Raw genomic sequence first — 17,884 nt, 5'->3', positions numbered from 1 at the left:
TTATTTTGCTTGAATAGCATAAATCGCATGAATATATAGGTGTAATATGGCAATCATTATTCCCACCGTAAGTAGCTGTAGCGAGAAAATTACAGCAGGCGAAAAAAGGCTGGCAAGGCTACTGGAGAGAGGGTTAAGCGATAGCTGTACCTGCTGGTACGACACGCCGATGGGCAAACAACATAGTCATCCTGACTTTGTTATTCTGACCCCCGACAAAGGTATATTATTCATTGAAGTTAAGGACTGGTTTATTACAAAAATCAAAGGTGCTAATAAAACATATGTCCAGTATGAAACTAAAAATGGTATAGAAAGTTTAAAAAATCCTATTGAGCAAGTTCGTCAGTATGCTTTCCAGACCATTAATAGCCTCAAAACAGATCCACAACTTCGCCAGCAAGAAGGCCAATATCAGGGCAGTTTTGTTATGCCGTATGGATACGGCGTGTATCTGTCCAATATTTCTCGCTCTCAGCTTGAGAAAGCCTTTTCACCTACCGAACTTGCAGACATACTCCCTACCGATAAGGTGATATGTAAGGATGAACTCAATGAATTTATGTCTCAGGAAAAAGTAGCTGCCAGGCTCGCATTACTTGCCAAATACAACTTTGCTCACCAGACTACACCTCAGCAGCTGGATCGTATAAGATGGCATCTTTATCCTGATATTCGAATCCATAAACCCATTAAGCAAGCTGATGTAAAGAATTTCACACTCCACACACCAAGTATTATATCCATTATGGACCGGCAACAGGAACAACTTGCAAGAAGCATGGGGTCCGGACATCGGGTGATTCATGGCGTTGCAGGATCTGGTAAATCACTGATATTACTTCACCGTTGCCTCGAACTTGCAAATAATATTGAAAACGAAAAACCTGTTTTGGTCATTTGCTACAACATTACGCTCGCCAGAAAACTCAAAGCCCTTATTGAGAAACATACGCTCAGGCTTCCTGTTGAGGTCACACATTTTCATTTATGGTGTCATCAACAATTACAGTCTTATGGACGGCTACCGCCAAAAAGCAAAAACTTTGTTGAGCTAATGGAAAATGCCCTTTCTATCGCCTTTGAGGATGGAATCATCCAGCCAGAGCAGTACAGCGCCGTGCTGATCGACGAAGGCCACGATTTTAATCCTGAGTGGCTAAGAATTCTTACCCGAATGGCAGACACCAAAAATAACACACTGCTTTTCCTTTATGATGATGCACAATCAATTTATCAGAAAAAGAAAGCGCTCGACTTCACCTTATCCAGCGTCGGCATTAAAGCTCAGGGGCGAACGACAATCCTGAATATTAATTACCGTAATACTCAGCAAATATTACATTTCGCTAGTAGCATTGCATTTAACTATCTCAATAATCACATTGAGGATGCTCTTAAATATCAGCAGCCCGACTCAGGCGGAATTGCGGGTTCTTATCCTGAGTTGACCTGTTTTGATAACCAGGATGAGGAAATAACGCATATCCTTAACTGGGTTATCGAACAGCACCAGCGGGGCATTCCGTGGTTTGATATTGCCATATTGTGCCCATCAACCTATAGCATTAAAGACGTGCTGGGACCACAACTGACGGCTCGCAATATCCCTTATCAAATGATTATTACCTCTGCCGATAAAAAAAACTGGTCGCCACAGCAAGAACGGCTGTGTGTTATGCCTCTGCCGAGCAGTAAAGGACTCGAATTTCAGTCAGTCGCTGTCATGGACGCAGCCAGATCCAAAAATGAAGAAGACTTGAGCAATGATATCAAAAGGCTTTACGTTGGCTTCACACGGGCTCGCTATAATCTGCTGATAACTATGAATGGAGAAAATGCACTCAGCGAGCATCTTCTCACTACCTATAAGCAGATAACACGATAGATGTAACGTAGGCATTCCCCCAAGCCGGATAATACACTGGTATTATCCGTTAACTTCCCATAAAAATCTTTTTTTCAGCAACCTGCCGCAGATTTTCCGAGCGGTGATTTCAAACAGCCATAGCACAGTTATTAGTACTCCTTTTTCTTACAACATGTAACCGGTCGCCTTAGTGGAAACAACAGGGAGCCACTTTAAGCTAAAATTTACAATCGACGGCCAGACACAACCGTCTTATCAGGGGAAGGCCTCTTGGTAACCTACCAATTTTAATATAATCTTTAATATCAACATATTAAGAACATCGGTGTATACAAATTCATTCCCCAATATTCTACAAACAAAAAAAAGACATAAAACCAAGTGACAATCCCTTATGCAGTACGGTAGCTTACTGCACACACTATTCTATACGAGTTTTGCTACCAAAACGGAGATCAAAATGAAAAGGAAACGGGATACTGGCGGAGTATTGTGTGTTTTTTTGATAGCTGTTTCATACAATGTTTTGGTTAATGTAAATATTCAGTCACATAGCGCCTACATAGCAGAGAATACAACAACTTTTATTAGTGTTAATCTCTACATCGATAACAAACAAGAGAAAAAGTGATGATTAAATTGCTTTCTGAGGTCGCAGAGGTTACTGGCGGGCACACATTCCGAACCAAAGCTGAGGCTGCATCAGGTCATGTAAGACTCCTGCAGATTAAGGACATACAAGAAGGTATTCTGACTGATTTTTCAGCGCTTCCTTTTGCGGATATTCAGCCAGAGAAACTGAAAATAAATCTTCAAACTAACGATATTCTTTTACCACTCAGAGGGGAAAGGATACCGGCTATGATGATTGTTAACCAACAGAGTACACTTGTAACAACGACAAACCAAATTGCTGTAATAAGAGTTAACAGCCTTTTAATTAATCCTGAATATCTGTATTATTTTTTTAATTCTCCAGAAGGAGATGAGAAAATTTCTGCTCTACAAGGTGGAGGATTAGTCGTGAATCTTAGTTTAAAAAAACTATTAACACTTGAAATACCCATACCATTGCGGCCTGTACAGGATGAGGTTATCGGCCTTCGTAAAATATGGAATGAACAAAAAAAAACGCTTGAGGATTTAATAGAAAATGGAACGACTCTATGCCATACTGCAATTAATAGATTAATCTACCGTGGCTAATATTATGCGCGAACATTATTTTTTAACAATGCTACAGTCACTCAGTTGTGATAGTATTGACAAATATACTCAAACGATGATTTGCCTTGAAACTACCGTACTGTGCCATTTACTTAACAATGCCAGCAGGCAACTTATCCATACAGATTTTACCAGCATCTTTTCAATTTATGAAAAAAAATAATAAACGATAATAGTTATATTAAGTTAAATCAAAAGGAGTTTAAACTAATATTCTCTAACATTACCCTCTATGATTTTTCACAAAGCCGTGATATCAAAAATTATATTTCAAGGATTACAGAAATTTGTAATGAATACATTAATACTTTATCTATCCATAGTATTCTAGACTTATTCACATCTCTCATTGAAGAGAACCGCCCCCCGACACAGAAACATTACACTCCACACGAAATTGTCACGTTCATGGGTAACATAATTCAGGCACAAAAAGGCGAGTCTTTTTTTGATCCTGCTTGTGGCTCTGGTGAGTTTATCTCAGAAATCATTAAAAACCAAGTTGCTATATCAGGTTCAGAATATGACGTAGACAGATTGAAAATTTCAAAAATGAAGATGCTGGTAAATGATCTATCTCCATCAAATATCAGCCCATCTTACTTTACTGAGGGGCATAATCTTAAAAAAAATTTTGACATTATTCTTTCAAACCCACCATTTTCTTTAAAAATTCCATTTGATATGGAAATGCACTTTTGTATGTATGGTAAGCCACCAACATCAAATGCTGATTTTGCTTTTTTACAGTATTGCATTTTTATGTTAAAAGATAATGGCCGGGCAGCGATTATCCTACCTGATGGCATTCTTTTCCGAGAAGGCAAGGAATACGAAATCAGAAAAAAAATAATTAAAAATAACCATATTTCCGCAATTATCTACCTACCAAAAGGTATGTTCAAAACTACTGCAATCGCAACAAATATTATAGTTTTTAAGAAAAAGCAAAAAACTAATGATATCTTAATGATAAATGTGAGGAAAAAAAAACAACCTGAATGTAAATTTATTATTAGAGTTAATTACCAAACGCAGCACTACTGAAATATCCAGACTCACTTCCCTAAACGAAATATCTGCTCATGATTACAATCTGTCAGCCTCGTTATACTTCAGGCCACAAGTAAAAAAAACTGATCTGAAGCAATTAATAATGAAACAAAAGGAGCTTGAAGAGAAATTACATTCATTACAATATGCTTTCCAGCACAAACTCACCTCGTTGAATTTATAATGTTATATGAATATTTTACCTACAGACACTATTAATCAATAGCCCACTGACGGTACTGAATCAGGAAGAAGATGAACATCGTTTTACAGGCAAGACCAATACCTGGCTCAATCAGGATTGCCAGGAATGAGACAGATGGTTTGCCAAGGATATTCTCCATATTCATGAACAAATATTCCACTTTTACCGCATGCTAAAATCATCTCGTTCTATCTGTTAAGTGATTCATCCCAAGGAATTTTGTACTTGTTATAGCAAACTATTGACACAGCAATCGTTAAGGGATGGACGTGAAGAATTATAAAGTGATTACCCCGCTTTTCCAACATACGAACATGACCCTGGCCATGATGAAAGCCGTCGCAAGATGCTCAGTTAAAGCGGTTCGAAATATGATCACCGCCATTCAGGAGCAGACCGGCCCCCCGCAGAACCCGGTTGACTGGTCCGAGCCGGATAAATGGATTAAAGAACGGCTCAGCGGTGAAGATGCCAGCATAGCCTGGCAAATCTGGAATATGGATAACTATATCCTGAACCCACGCCACAGCTATGGTTGCTACATGTTTATCAATAACCCTCTGTTCGATCTGATGCAAACTGCCGAGGACGGCGGCTGGTACCCCAGCGAACAGGGGCGACTACTTATGGATCACGATGAGGCCACGCTACACAAACTTGGTGATATCGAAGGCATGTTACATGCTACTGGCGTTACTGGCTGGCCGTAAACAGGCCAGACGTGCAGATCTGTTGCCGAAATGGCAGACTTCCTTGCACCAGCACTCTAAATTCGCCTCCCCTAGCTCGGTTAAAACTACGCTCTATGCCCGGCTTTATAATCTGGTCGAACGAAGACTGGTTGCCCGTAAAGGAATGAGCTACAAAATTACCGATGCAGTCCGAAAATGGCTCAACAAAGCGCTACCTGAACGTCGTACCGATCCGCGCAAAGAGCTGCTTGACGCCGTAAAACGCTATAACGAGCAGCCAAAAGAGGTGTTGCGCGAACAGCTCTCTACCATGAACCCGTACAAATTTGAACATCTGGTGGGCCAGTTGCTGGAAGCGATGGGTTATGAACAGGTGGAAGTCACAAAGCCTCTGGTGACAAAGGCGTGTATGTCATCGGTAAAGTGCAGGTCGGCATCACCACCATTACCGAAGTAGTGCAGGTGAAGCGGATGCAAAACACCATTACCCACCTCTATATTGACCAGCTACGCGGTGCACTACCCTACCACAAAGCCATTCGCGGTACGCTAATCACTACCGACAAGTTTGCCGCCAAATGCGCAGAGGCCGCACTGTTTCCAGGGGCCGCGCCCATTACATTGATCGACGGCGATCGCCTGTTGGAGTTGTTAATCGAAAATAACGTCGGGATCAGGCGCAGCAATGCGGTGGAACTGCTGGATGTGGATTTACAGCTGTTTGATGAGCTGGAAATCGACTAAAGGGCGAACTTCACCGCTTTTACCGTTACAATAGCCACCTTATTTTTCCTGATTGAGTTCATCATGGCCAAAGCACCAACGAAAAAAGCCAAAGCAAAGAAAGGTTTTGAAGACACATTATGGGATACCGCGAACCAGCTTCGCGGCAGCGTTGAATCCTCCGAGTACAAGCACGTGGTGCTGAGCCTCGTGTTCCTCAAATTTATTAGCGATAAGTTTGAAGCCCGTCGCAAACAGATGGAAGACGAAGGCCAGGGCGATTTCCTCGAAATGGAAGTCTTCTATCAGCAGGACAACATCTTCTACCTGCCGGAGGAAGCGCGCTGGTCGTTCATCAAGCAAAACGCTAAGCAGGACGATATCGCCGTACGCATTGATACCGCCCTCTCCACCATTGAGAAGCGCAACCCGTCGCTGAAAGGCGCGCTGCCGGACAACTACTTCAGCCGTCAGAATCTGGAAACCAAGAAGCTGGCGTCGCTTATCGACACCATCGATAACATCGAAACGCTGGCCCACGAAACTGACGTGGAAGCGCTGTCGAAAGAAGACCTTGTCGGTCGCGTGTACGAATACTTCCTCGGCAAGTTTGCCGCAACCGAAGGCAAAGGCGGGGGCGAGTTCTATACGCCGAAATGCGTGGTGACGCTGCTGACCGAAATGCTCGAACCGTTCCAGGGCAAAATTTATGACCCCTGCTGCGGCTCGGCGGGGATGTTTGTCCAGTCGGTGAAGTTTGTTGAAAGCCATCAGGGGAAAAGCCGCGATATCGCCCTGTACGGCCAGGAGCTGACGGCCACCACCTACAAGCTGGCGAAGATGAACCTTGCGATTCGCGGACTTTCCGCCAACCTTGGTGAGCGCCCGGCGGACACCTTCTTCAGCGACCAGCACCCGGACCTGAAAGCCGACTATATTCTGGCCAACCCGCCGTTTAACCTGAAAGACTGGCGTAACGACGCCGAGCTGACCAAAGACCCGCGCTTTGCTGGCTACCGCACGCCGCCGACCGGTAACGCCAACTACGGCTGGATTTTGCATATGCTTTCCAAGTTGTCGGCCAACGGCACCGCCGGTTTTGTGCTGGCGAACGGCTCGATGAGCTCCAACACCAGCGGCGAAGCCGAGATCCGCGCGCAGATGATCGAAAACGATCTGATCGACTGCATGATCGCCCTGCCCGGACAGCTGTTCTTCACCACCCAAATCCCGGTGTGCCTGTGGTTTATGACCAAATCGAAGGCAGCCGATCCGGCCAAAGGCTATCGTAACCGTCAGGGTGAGACGCTGTTTATTGATGCGCGTAACCTTGGTACCATGATCAACCGCACCACCAAAGAGCTGACGGCAGACGATATTGCCACCATCGCCGATACCTACCATGCCTGGCGCAGCACGCCGGAAGAGCTGGTCGAGCGCGTTAAGCGCGGCGACAGCCAGTTGGCGCAATATGAAGACCAGGCCGGATTCTGCAAGGTTGCGACCATTGCAGAGATCAAGGCGAACGACTCTGTGCTGACGCCGGGCCGTTATGTCGGTGCCGCCGAGCAGGAAGACGACGGCGTAGCGTTTGAAACCAAAATGCGCGAGTTGTCGCAGACGTTGTTTGCACAGATGAAGCAGGCGGAAGAACTGGATAACGCGATTCGTCAGAATCTGGAGGTGCTGGGTTATGGCATTTGAAAAGACAATCCCACTCAATGAATTTATCACTCTTCAAAGAGGTTTCGATTTACCTCAAGATAAAAGAGTTATGGGCGATATTCCAGTCGTAGCTTCAACGGGAGTTGTTGGTTACCACAATGAAGAGAAAGTTCTAGCTCCAGGTGTTGTTATCGGGCGAAGTGGTAGCATTGGTGGTGGTCAGTATATAACAACTAATTTTTGGCCTTTAAACACAACATTGTGGGTTAAGGATTTTAAGGGGCACCACCCTAGATTTGTTTATTATTTACTTAGAAGTATTGATTTTAGCCAATTTAATGTTGGCTCAGGTGTGCCCACATTAAATAGAAATCACCTTAGTGGAATACTCGTAGCGGATACCAGCTATAGTTATGAAAAAGAAGCTTCTGATATTATTGGCATTTTAGATGCCTAAATAAAATTAAATAAAGAGCTCAACTATACCCTGGAACAAATATCCCAAACCCTGTTCAAATCCTGGTTTGTGGATTTCGACCCGGTGATTGACAACGCGCTGGATGCGGGAAACCCAATCCCGGAAGCGCTGCAATCTCGCGCTGAACTGCGTCAAAAAATTCGCAATAGTGCAGATTTCAAACCACTTCCGGCGGATATTCGTGCACTGTTCCCGGCTGAATTTGAAGAAACAGAGTTAGGTTGGATGCCGAAAGGTTGGATAACAACATCTTTCAACGATTTGATAGAACTAATTGGTGGTGGCACACCTAAAACCTCTGTAGAAGAGTTCTGGAATGGAGATATTCCATGGTTCTCTGTCGTCGATGCACCTAGTGAATCCGACGTATACGTATTAACTACAGAGAAAAAAATTACCATTGAAGGACTCAACAATTCCTCCGCAAAGTTATTAAGAAAAGGAACAACAATAATCAGCGCCAGAGGAACTGTAGGGAAATGCGCTATGGTTGCTGTACCGATGGCAATGAATCAGTCATGCTATGGTGTTATCGGTAAAAATAATATTTCTGATGAATATATTTACTTCCAATTAAAAAATGCAGTCCAAACCCTTCAACAAATGGGACACGGCTCAGTTTTCAACACAATAACAAGAGATACATTCAAAAATATTAAAGTTCCTTTTTGCAATGAAGAATTAACAAATAGCTATTCTTTGCTTGTTAAAAATTATTTTTCAAAAATACTGAATAATAATTATCAAAATATTGCTTTAACAAACCTCCGCGACACCCTGCTCCCCAAACTCATCTCCGGCGAGCTGTCCCTGGAGGATCTACCAAACTTAGCCAAACAAACCGAACCCGCATAACCCATTTTGCCCCTGAAAAATCAGGGGCTTTCTGTTAAGGTTTTCTCTGTTACAGGAACCCTTACCAGAAAATCAGCCAGGGCCGGAGCGAGATATGCATCTCTCATTCAGTGAAGCGAAGTTAGAACAGGCGATAATTGAACTGTTACAGGATCAGGGCTATCAGCACCTGATCGGCGATAATGTGCCGCGTTCCAGCCTCGATCAGGTGATTATCGAAGACGATCTTCGTCACTACCTCGCCGCACGCTATCAGGCCGACGGCATCACCGAAGAGGAGATCCAGCGGCTGATCAAACAGTTCACCACCCTGCCCGCCTCCGATCTCTATGAAAGCAACAAAACCTTCTGCGCCTGGCTGGCCAACGGTTTCCTGTTTAAACACGACGATCGCCAGCAGAAAGATCTCTATATCGAACTGCTCGACACCCGGCATCTGCCCGCCGCGCTGCGTGAACTGTTCGATACCGAAGATGTGCCGCTGCAACAGGCCGCAGAAACGCCGGCAAGTTATCATCTTATCCAGCCGCTGAACCGGGTAAAAATCGTCAATCAGCTGACCATCACCGGCAAAGAAAACCAGCCGCGTATCCCGGATGCCATTCTGTATATCAACGGCCTGCCGTTAGTAGTGTTTGAATTTAAAAGTGCGGTGCGCGAGCAGGAAGCCAATATTGGCGATGCCTGGAAACAGCTCTGCACCCGCTATCGCCGCGATATTCCGCAGCTGTTTGTCTATAACGCGCTGTGCATTATCAGCGACGGCGTCAATAACCGCATGGGCAACCTGTTTGCGCCGTACGAGTATTTCTATTCCTGGCGCAAAGTCACCGGCAATGAAAACCGCGAGCAGAACGGCATCCCTTCCCTGCACTCGATGATTCAGGGGCTGTTTCACCCGGTCCGCCTGCTGGACGTGATCAAAAACTTTATCTGCTTCCCGGATAAAGCCAAACACGAAGTGAAAATCTGCTGCCGCTACCCGCAGTACTATGCGGCACGCAAGCTGTATTACAGCATCGAACGGGCGCGTAAACCTTTCGGCGACGGCAAGGGCGGCACCTACTTTGGCGCAACCGGCTGCGGCAAGAGCTACACCATGCAGTTCTTAACCCGCCTGCTGATGAAAAGCGTCGAATTCGCCAGCCCAACGATCGTGCTGATCACCGACCGCACCGATCTGGACGATCAGCTCTCAGCGCAGATGTGCAATGCCAAAAACTATATCGGCGACGACACCGTGGTGCCCGTCACCAGCCGCGACGATCTGCGGGAGAAGCTGGCCGGTCGCAACAGCGGCGGCGTCTTCCTGACCACCATCCATAAATTTACCGAAGATACCGAACTGCTCTCCGAGCGCAGCAATATCATCTGTATTTCCGATGAAGCGCACCGCAGCCAGGTCAACCTCGATCAGAAAGTGATCGTCGATAAAGAGAGCGGCAGGGTGCGTAAAACCTACGGTTTCGCCAAATATCTGCACGACTCGCTGCCGCTGGCCACCTACGTTGGTTTTACCGGCACCCCTATCGACGCCACGATGGACGTCTTTGGCGTTATCGTGGACAGCTACACCATGACTGAATCCGTGCAGGATGAGATCACCGTGCGCATCGTCTACGAAGGCCGCGCCGCGAAGGTCATCCTCGATGCCGGTAAGCTGGAAGAGGTGGAAAAGTATTACGAAGAGTGCGCCAATGCGGGCACCAACGAGTGGCAAATCGACGAGAGCAAAAAAGCCAGCGCCACCATGAACGCCATTCTTGGCGATGAAGACCGCCTGAAAGCGCTGGCGGAAGACTTTGCGAAACACTATGAAAAACGTGTCGCCGAAGGCTCAACGGTGAAAGGCAAAGCGATGTTTGTCTGCGCCAGCCGCGAGATTGCCTGGGATTTCTATCGTCAGTTGAAAGACTTTCGTCCCGCGTGGTTTGAAGTTAAGCAGGCCCCGGAGGGGGTTGAGCTGACCGGGCAGGAGGAGAAAGAGCTGCCGCCGTCCGAAATGGTCAAGATGGTGATGACACGCGGTAAAGACGATGACGCGAAACTGTACGATTTGCTGGGCAGTAAAGAGTACCGCAAAGAGCTGGATAAACAGTTCAAAAACGCGAAGTCGAATTTCAAAATCGCCATCGTGGTGGACATGTGGCTGACCGGTTTTGACGTGCCGGAGCTGGACACCATTTATATCGATAAGCCGCTGCAAAAGCATAACCTGATCCAGACCATCTCCCGCGTTAACCGCAAGATGGAAGGCAAAAGCAAAGGGCTGGTCGTCGACTATATCGGCATTAAGCGCCAGATGAACCAGGCGCTGGCGATGTATTCGCGCATTGACGCCACCAACTTTGAAGATATTCAGCAGTCAGTCATTGAGGTGAAAAATCATCTCGATCTGCTGGCGCAGGTGTTCCATGAATTCGACAGCCGCCCTTATTTCAGCGGCGAGCCGCAGGCGCAGCTTGCCTGCCTGAACTTCGCGGCAGAATTTGTCATGCGCACCCAGAAGCTGGAACGCCGCTTTATGGGGCTGGTGAAGCGGCTGAAAGCGGCCTATGACGTCTGCTGCGGCAGCGAGGCGCTGTCGCAGGCCGAGCGCGACCATATCCATTTTTACATTGCCGTGCGCTCTATCGTCTTCAAGCTGACCAAAGGCGACGCGCCGGACCTCACACAGATGAACGCTCGCGTGCGCGAGATGATCGCCGAAGCGCTGAAAGCCGACGGCGTGGAAGAGCTATTTTTCCTCGGTGACAAGAAAGCGGAGTCGATCGATATTTTCGACGATGATTATCTGGCGCGCATTAATAAGATCAAACTGCCGGCCACCAAAATTCAGCTGCTGCAAAAGCTGCTGGAAAAAGCCATCAGCGACTTTAAACAGATCAACCAGCTTCAGGGGATCAATTTCACCCGTCGTTTCCAGTCCATTATGGATAAATATAACGAGCGCCGGGAAGATGACGTCCTCAACGGTGAAGAGTTTGATAACTTCAGCCAGGAGATGACCGATATTATCTACGATATTAAAACCGAGATGGGCACCTATGCCGAGATGGGGATTGATATCGAAGAGAAAGCCTTTTACGACATTCTGGCGCATATGCGTGATAAGTATCAGTTTACCTATGAGGACGACAAGATGCTGGCGCTGGCAAAAGAGATGAAGGCGGTGGTCGATAACACCTCGAAGTATCCGGACTGGAGCAAGCGTGATGATATTAAGGCGAAGCTGAAGGTGGAGCTAATCCTGCTGCTGCACAAGCACAAGTTCCCGCCGGTGGCGAATGATGATGTGTATATGGGCGTGCTGTCGCAGGCGGAGAATTTTAAGCAGCACCATAGTCATACGCTGCATTAATTTTAGCGTCGGATGGCGCTAACGCTTATCCGACCTACGGCCCGCTGCCCGGTAACCACCTGCTGTCGGGCTTATAACATATCTCGCCTCCAAAAGCCCGATTTCCGCTTTTATCTCTTTTCACATAACGTATGATAGTGCGCAGAAAATTCAGGAGGGATCCATGAGCGATATCCAGCTTTTCCGCCTCGGTGGCGGGAAAGTACAAGAACTGCCGGGCAAAGCCGCAGCCATTGAAAAAGATCTGCAAATGCTGATCGAATCCCATATGGAAACGTTCCTTGGCGTCCGCTTTCTCGAGACCGAATACCACACGGGTAAAACCCATCGTGGGCGAATTGATTCCCTCGGCCTCGATGAAAATAACTGCCCGGTGATTATTGAATATAAGCGCCACAGCAATGAAAACGTCATTAACCAGGGGCTGTTTTATCTCGACTGGCTGCTCGATCATAAAGCGGAATTTCAGTTGCTGGTGATGGAAAAAATAAGTAAAACCGCGGCCAAAGCCATTGACTGGTCCGGCACACGGTTAATCTGTATTGCCGCCGATTTTAATAAATACGACGAACATGCCGTTCAGCAAATCAACCGCAATATCAACCTGATCCGCTACAAGCTTTTTGCCGACGACCTGTTAATGCTGGAACTGGTTAACGCCGTGGTCGAAAATAGCCCTCAGTACATCATCGCGAACGGTTCCGTCAGCAGCGGTAAACGCCATACCCGCACGCAGCGCGAACAGCTCTCTTCAGCCTCTCCCGCGCTGCTTTCATTATATGAACAGCTAAAAAGTTATGTGCTCTCACTCAGTGATGAGGTTCAGTTTAAAGAGCTTAAGCTCTATGACGCCTTCCGCCTCATTCGCAACTTTCTGTGCGTAGCCGTTTATCCCGTGACCGACCCACACCTACGCCTGTGGCTGAAAATCAATCCACAGCATATCCAGCTTGAAGAAGGATTTAGCCGGGACGTCACAAACATTGGCCACTGGGGAACCGGCGACGTCGAATTGATTGTGCGTAACGAACACGATCTGGATAAAGCCAAACTGCTGATCGAGAAAGCCTGGCAGGAAAATTAGCGTTCCAGGATACCCGCCTACTGGAGAGGTTAAGATAAGATTATCCAGCCTTTCCAGTTTTACTGGCTCTTATCTGTTATTCCACATCCTTCTTTTCCAACCCAATATCCCTTAACTGCTCATCACTCATTCGTCGCAGCGCCTGACAGGCCCGCTTACGCAGCCACCACCTTTTTAGCGCCCGTCTGAGCTGCACAAAGCCAATAAATGGTTGCCTGGGGCGGTTCTCGTAAAATTCCATACCAGCCTCCGCATAGAACAGAAAATGCGGGCATCATGAATGTCTGTACAAACAATACCGGGATAAAAAGCACGGTTAGTGCAACGTGGATAAATAAGGAGGGCAATTGAGGGGGTTTTGTTCGCTTATTTCGTTCTGATTTAAGATCTGCGTCCTTCGCTGCAAAAAGCCAGGCCCCTCCCGATTTCAGAGGGGCAACAGGGATTAGCGGCGCACCACTACCAGCTTCTGGTTCACAAACTCCTTAATCCCCAGATCCGATAGCTCGCGTCCGAAGCCCGAACGCTTAACGCCGCCGAACGGCAGCTCCGCTGCGGTGTCGGTCAGCCAGTTGATATAAACCATCCCGGTTTCAATCCGGGAGGCCATGCGTTTAGCGCGTTCGATATTCTGACTAAACACTGCGCCGCCCAGGCCGTAGTGGGAATCGTTGGCGAGTTTTACCGCCTCATCATCGTCTTTCACCACATACATCTGCGCCACCGGGCCGAAGAACTCTTCAAAGTACGCCGGGTTGTCACGCGTAATATTGGTCAGAATGGTCGGCTCAAAGAAGTTGCCTTTGCTTTCCAGCGGCGTGCCGCCAACGTGCAGCGTCGCGCCATTTTTCACCGCTTCCTCGACCTGTCTGGTCAGTGTATCCAGAGCATCTTTCGACGACAGCGGCCCCAGTTCGGTAGAAGCGTCCATCTGATCCCCCACCTTCACCTTCCTGAACGCCTCGGTGAACTGGCTGAGGAATTGATCGGCGATTTTCTCATGCAGGATAAAGCGCTTCGCCGCCGTACATACCTGCCCCGCATTAGTGAGCCGTGCCTGCACGCCAATTTTCACCGCTTTCTCAAGATCGGCATCGTCCAGCACGACGAACACATCGTTCCCGCCCAGTTCCAGCGTCGATTTTTTAATGTGCTTCGCCGCCTGTGCCGCCACGGCGCTCCCCGCTTTTTCAGAGCCGGTCAGCGCCGCGCCCTGCACGCGCGGGTCGGCGATGATGTTCGCCACCTGATCGGAGGAAATAAACAGGTTGGTCCATGCGCCTTCCGGCGCGCCGGCTTCACGCACCAGATGGGCAAATGTCTCGGCGCAGTGCGGTACGATGCTGGCATGTTTCGCCAGCACCGGGTTACCAGCGGCCAGGTTCGGCGCCAGCACACGCATCAACTGATAGTACGGGAAGTTCCACGGCTCAACAGCCATGATGACGCCAATCGGATGATGTTCTACCCACGCGTCGCCAAACTCGGTTTTATAGGGCACCGGGGCAAGAAACTGCTTCGCGTTATCCGCATAATAGCGAGCGATCTGCGCACACAGTTTGACTTCGCCACGGCTCTGCTCGATGAGCTTGCCCATCTCCTGGCTGGCGATTTTTGCCAGTTCTTCAACACGGCTGTCGATCAAGTCAGCCAGCTTATGCAGTACCGGCAGACGTTGGTCAATCTCTCCCTTGGACCAGTCGGAGTGATAGAGCGCGTCAGCTTTTTGCAGCGCGGTTTCAATATCCGCGCCCGTGTGCGGGGGATACTCTTTAATGAGCTGATTATTGGCAGGATTCACTGTCTGGTAAGCCATATCACATGTCTCCTTGTTATCGTCATTAAGGCAGCCGTAAATGCCGCTCAGAACAATAAGGGTAGTAGAGATGGCTGGCGCTATCGGTAAAGTTCGGTATATTCGTGCGGTTATCAACGATAATTATAGAGAGCGTTGCCCGGTGGGCACCGGGCCTGCAACATTCAGACTGGAACCGTGTTAGTGACTAACATCCTGAAGCTCTTCAGCCGTAAGGCCGGTGAACCGCTGGACAGTCTCGCGGTCAAGTCCGTCCGCCAGCATCTGTCTGGCGATACGCAATGCGGCAACATGCTGACCTTTTTCCAGCCCTTTTTCTAATCCTTCCTCCAGACCGACCTGTCTTCCTTGCCGTTCCCCTTTTCTGCGATCCGCTGCGCGGATCCTCTCTATCAGCGTCATCAGTCTCTCCTTAGTGTGCGGGACATGCCCTACCACATCACGAATAAACGTGGTGAAACGAGGCGTATGTCCGTGCTGAATCATAAGATAATTAAACAGCGCTTTAAGCTGCCTGTCATTAGCGCAACCAGTAACTAACAGCGAAGCAATCCGTTCAACCAGTCCCAGCAGGTCCCGCTGGCGGATATGTTTTTGGATGAGCTCCAGCAGCGCAATGCGGCGGTGCTGCATAATGTCATCATCCGATACCACCGTAATATCGACCAGCGGAAAGGCAGCGGCATAGAGTCTTCTTGCCACTTCCGGGTTCGCAAACTCATCCAGCCAGCACAGCGAAAAAGGATACGGGCTATCAACACCGTGATAAAACAGCATCGGCACCACCAGCGGAAGATGCTTATGCCCCGCATCCAGATGCTGTTGCATTGCCGCCATCGCATACCGCATCAGCCGAAACGCCATATGCGCATCCGGCGTGCTCTGATGTTCAATCACGACATAGATATAACCGTCGCCCTCGCGCGTTTTCAGCGACCAAAGCACATCGGAATAATAGGCTCGCAGATTTTTTTAATAAAACTGCCGGGCTCCAGCTTTAGCGTCCGCAGGTCGCAAAGCTGGCGTAACGACACCGGCAGATGAATCTCCATAAAATCGCGGGCGGTTTCCGGGTGGCGCAAAAAGGTTTTAAACACCGCATCATGCGGTGTTGAGGTCGTCGATTTTTTCATGGCGCTCCGTCACCCCAAACCAGGATGCTGCGACTCTACCTCCTGAAAATTCCTTTCTCATCCGTACCTTTTCAGCATTGCGAGGCGCGACGGAAGATAAATCCTGTTATCTGTAATGCACATGCATTTTCGGAACTGAACACGCAAAATGCCAGTCTGCGCGCCCTGCCTTTATCTTTATTAACCAGACAAACTCTTTTGATTAACATCAAAATTTAATTACACTTAATGTGTATATTTTCCGTGCAACGTAAATTTCCCGAGGTGTGATGTGCTGATTGTTATCTGTAATCGCCACACGTTCTGACGAGATTCAGAACGCGTCTCTTCCTGTCTGTGTTTTCACCGGCAGCGTTTTTGATTACATGAAATTCAGTACATCCGCAGCCGCTGTTTCCATCGCCTGCCTGACGTCACGATGACGGTATTGAGTTTCGCTATCCCATCATGGGGTTCTCCGACATGGAGCGCATTTTTTATGCAACGGATTATTCAGTTTTTCTCCCAACGCGCCACAACGTTATTTTTCCCGATGGCGCTGATTTTGTACGATTTTGCCGCCTATCTGACGACGGATCTGATTCAGCCTGGCATCATTAACGTCGTGCGCGATTTTAATGCTGACGTCAGTCTTGCGCCGGCCTCGGTCAGTCTCTATCTGGCGGGAGGAATGGCGTTGCAATGGCTTCTGGGGCCGCTATCCGACAGGATTGGCCGCCGGCCAGTGCTGATTGCAGGCGCATTAATTTTTACTCTCGCCTGCGCGGCAACGCTGTTGACGACCTCAATGACGCAGTTTCTGGTTGCCCGTTTTGTGCAGGGCACCAGCATTTGCTTTATCGCAACGGTCGGCTACGTCACGGTACAGGAGGCCTTCGGTCAAACCAAAGCCATTAAGCTGATGGCGATTATTACCTCCATTGTGCTGGTCGCTCCGGTTATCGGCCCGCTCTCCGGCGCCGCGCTGATGCACTTCGTTCACTGGAAGGTACTGTTCGGTATTATTGCGGTGATGGGACTGTTGGCATTGTGCGGCCTGCTGCTGGCGATGCCAGAAACGGTGCAACGCGGCGCGGTGCCGTTCAGCGCGGTGAGCGTACTGCGCGATTTTCGTAATGTGTTTCGCAACCCGATTTTTCTCACCGGGGCGGCGACGCTGTCGTTGAGCTACATCCCGATGATGAGCTGGGTGGCGGTGTCGCCGGTGATCCTGATCGATGCCGGCGGGATGAGTACTTCGCAATTCGCCTGGGCGCAGGTGCCCGTATTCGGCGCGGTGATCGTGGCCAATATGATCGTTGTGCGCCTGGTGAAAGATCCGACCCGACCGCGTTTTATCTGGCGCGCCGTACCAATCCAGTTAAGCGGGCTGGCGACATTGCTCCTCGGTAATCTTCTTCTGCCGCACGTCTGGCTTTGGTCTGTGCTGGGCACCAGCCTGTACGCGTTCGGCATTGGCATGATTTTCCCGACGCTGTTTCGCTTCACGCTTTTTTCCAACAACTTGCCAAAAGGGACAGTTTCAGCCTCGCTGAACATGGTGATTCTGACGGTGATGGCGGTGTCGGTCGAAGTTGGCCGCTGGCTGTGGTTTCACGGCGGGAGACTGCCGTTTCACCTGCTGGCAGCGGTGGCCGGGGTGATTGTGGTCTTCACTCTGGCGACACTATTACAGCGCGTGCGCCAGCATGAGGCGGCAGAACTGGCCGCTGAGAAGTAAAC

11 protein-coding genes and 3 pseudogenes are annotated in these 17,884 nt (G+C 48.5%); 10 read left to right on the top strand and 4 right to left on the bottom strand.

Annotation, left to right across the window (positions count from 1 at the left end; all coding sequences use genetic code 11):
• Window positions 1-46: 46 nt before the first annotated feature.
• From N7E69_RS11580 to N7E69_RS11570, 3 genes are all read left to right on the top strand, one after another.
• Complete coding sequence (locus tag N7E69_RS11580; RefSeq protein WP_000974635.1) at window positions 47-1,888, top strand: 3'-5' exonuclease; 1,842 nt, start codon at window positions 47-49, stop codon at window positions 1,886-1,888.
• A gap of 612 nt (window positions 1,889-2,500) precedes the next feature.
• Window positions 2,501-3,076 (top strand): restriction endonuclease subunit S, encoded by a 576-nt coding sequence (locus tag N7E69_RS11575; protein WP_000593782.1) that lies wholly within the window; start codon window positions 2,501-2,503, stop codon window positions 3,074-3,076.
• Between the two features lie 429 nt (window positions 3,077-3,505).
• Entirely contained in the window at window positions 3,506-4,144 is a 639-nt protein-coding gene (locus N7E69_RS11570; RefSeq protein WP_227468645.1) for a class I SAM-dependent DNA methyltransferase, read from the top strand.
• 221 nt (window positions 4,145-4,365) lie between these two features.
• Here N7E69_RS11570 and N7E69_RS11565 read toward each other — a convergent pair whose 3' ends face one another.
• Complete coding sequence (locus tag N7E69_RS11565; RefSeq protein ID WP_001055725.1) at window positions 4,366-4,500, bottom strand: hypothetical protein; 135 nt, start codon at window positions 4,498-4,500, stop codon at window positions 4,366-4,368.
• 124 nt (window positions 4,501-4,624) lie between these two features.
• On the opposite strand from N7E69_RS11565, the pseudogene N7E69_RS11560 reads away from it, so the two are divergent.
• The 5 genes and pseudogenes from N7E69_RS11560 to N7E69_RS11535 all read left to right on the top strand — a co-directional run bounded on the left by N7E69_RS11560 (window position 4,625) and on the right by N7E69_RS11535 (window position 13,213).
• Window positions 4,625-5,791: pseudogene (locus N7E69_RS11560) on the top strand (restriction endonuclease).
• A 63-nt stretch (window positions 5,792-5,854) separates the two neighbouring features.
• A complete protein-coding gene (locus N7E69_RS11555; RefSeq protein WP_001029734.1) occupies window positions 5,855-7,474 on the top strand; it encodes a type I restriction-modification system subunit M in 1,620 nt (539 codons plus the stop codon).
• Window positions 7,464-8,768 (top strand): annotated as a pseudogene (locus N7E69_RS24555) (restriction endonuclease subunit S). Before N7E69_RS11555 ends, N7E69_RS24555 begins: the two are co-directional and overlap by 11 nt.
• A gap of 94 nt (window positions 8,769-8,862) precedes the next feature.
• On the top strand, window positions 8,863-12,129 hold the full coding sequence (locus N7E69_RS11540; protein WP_000550711.1) for a type I restriction endonuclease subunit R: 3,267 nt from the start codon (window positions 8,863-8,865) through the stop codon (window positions 12,127-12,129).
• Between the two features lie 163 nt (window positions 12,130-12,292).
• Window positions 12,293-13,213, top strand: a complete 921-nt coding sequence (locus N7E69_RS11535; protein WP_001280242.1) for a DUF5655 domain-containing protein — start codon at window positions 12,293-12,295, stop codon at window positions 13,211-13,213.
• Window positions 13,214-13,289: 76 nt separating this feature from the next.
• Here the strand turns inward: N7E69_RS11535 and yjiS are convergent, their stop codons facing one another.
• On the bottom strand, window positions 13,290-13,454 hold the full coding sequence (yjiS, locus tag N7E69_RS11530; protein ID WP_000397916.1) for a DUF1127 domain-containing protein YjiS: 165 nt from the start codon (window positions 13,452-13,454) through the stop codon (window positions 13,290-13,292).
• On the opposite strand from yjiS, the gene N7E69_RS11525 reads away from it, so the two are divergent.
• Window positions 13,421-13,564, top strand: a complete 144-nt coding sequence (locus N7E69_RS11525) for a hypothetical protein (RefSeq protein ID WP_001752348.1) — start codon at window positions 13,421-13,423, stop codon at window positions 13,562-13,564. The two genes, yjiS and N7E69_RS11525, sit on opposite strands and share 34 nt — an antisense overlap.
• 94 nt (window positions 13,565-13,658) lie before the next feature.
• Here N7E69_RS11525 and N7E69_RS11520 read toward each other — a convergent pair whose 3' ends face one another.
• The gene (locus tag N7E69_RS11520) at window positions 13,659-15,029 is read right to left on the bottom strand and encodes an NAD-dependent succinate-semialdehyde dehydrogenase (RefSeq protein ID WP_000331438.1); all 1,371 of its coding nucleotides are present in this window, start codon (window positions 15,027-15,029) and stop codon (window positions 13,659-13,661) included.
• 180 nt (window positions 15,030-15,209) lie between these two features.
• A pseudogene (locus N7E69_RS11515) lies at window positions 15,210-16,162 on the bottom strand (Rpn family recombination-promoting nuclease/putative transposase).
• A gap of 478 nt (window positions 16,163-16,640) precedes the next feature.
• On the opposite strand from N7E69_RS11515, the gene mdtM reads away from it, so the two are divergent.
• On the top strand, window positions 16,641-17,882 hold the full coding sequence (gene mdtM / locus N7E69_RS11510) for a multidrug efflux MFS transporter MdtM (protein WP_001188918.1): 1,242 nt from the start codon (window positions 16,641-16,643) through the stop codon (window positions 17,880-17,882).
• The last annotated feature ends 2 nt before the right edge of the window (window positions 17,883-17,884 follow it).

It is taken from the genome of Salmonella sp. 3C, from assembly GCF_025426275.1.
GTDB lineage: Bacteria > Pseudomonadota > Gammaproteobacteria > Enterobacterales > Enterobacteriaceae > Salmonella > Salmonella enterica.
The sequence above is the reverse complement of the archived record's forward strand: the minus strand, read 5'-3'. Positions and strand labels throughout refer to the sequence as shown.

Coding starts and splice junctions, on each gene's coding strand:
- N7E69_RS11565 (WP_001055725.1), bottom strand. CDS start 4,500: ATGAATATGGAGAATATCCTTGGCAAACCATCTGTCTCATTCCTGGCA.
- mdtM (WP_001188918.1), top strand. CDS start 16,641: ATGCAACGGATTATTCAGTTTTTCTCCCAACGCGCCACAACGTTATTT.
- N7E69_RS11540 (WP_000550711.1), top strand. CDS start 8,863: ATGCATCTCTCATTCAGTGAAGCGAAGTTAGAACAGGCGATAATTGAA.
- N7E69_RS11575 (WP_000593782.1), top strand. CDS start 2,501: ATGATTAAATTGCTTTCTGAGGTCGCAGAGGTTACTGGCGGGCACACA.
- N7E69_RS11535 (WP_001280242.1), top strand. CDS start 12,293: ATGAGCGATATCCAGCTTTTCCGCCTCGGTGGCGGGAAAGTACAAGAA.
- N7E69_RS11580 (WP_000974635.1), top strand. CDS start 47: ATGGCAATCATTATTCCCACCGTAAGTAGCTGTAGCGAGAAAATTACA.
- N7E69_RS11525 (WP_001752348.1), top strand. CDS start 13,421: ATGGTTGCCTGGGGCGGTTCTCGTAAAATTCCATACCAGCCTCCGCAT.
- N7E69_RS11570 (WP_227468645.1), top strand. CDS start 3,506: ATGGGTAACATAATTCAGGCACAAAAAGGCGAGTCTTTTTTTGATCCT.
- N7E69_RS11555 (WP_001029734.1), top strand. CDS start 5,855: ATGGCCAAAGCACCAACGAAAAAAGCCAAAGCAAAGAAAGGTTTTGAA.
- yjiS (WP_000397916.1), bottom strand. CDS start 13,454: ATGGAATTTTACGAGAACCGCCCCAGGCAACCATTTATTGGCTTTGTG.
- N7E69_RS11520 (WP_000331438.1), bottom strand. CDS start 15,029: ATGGCTTACCAGACAGTGAATCCTGCCAATAATCAGCTCATTAAAGAG.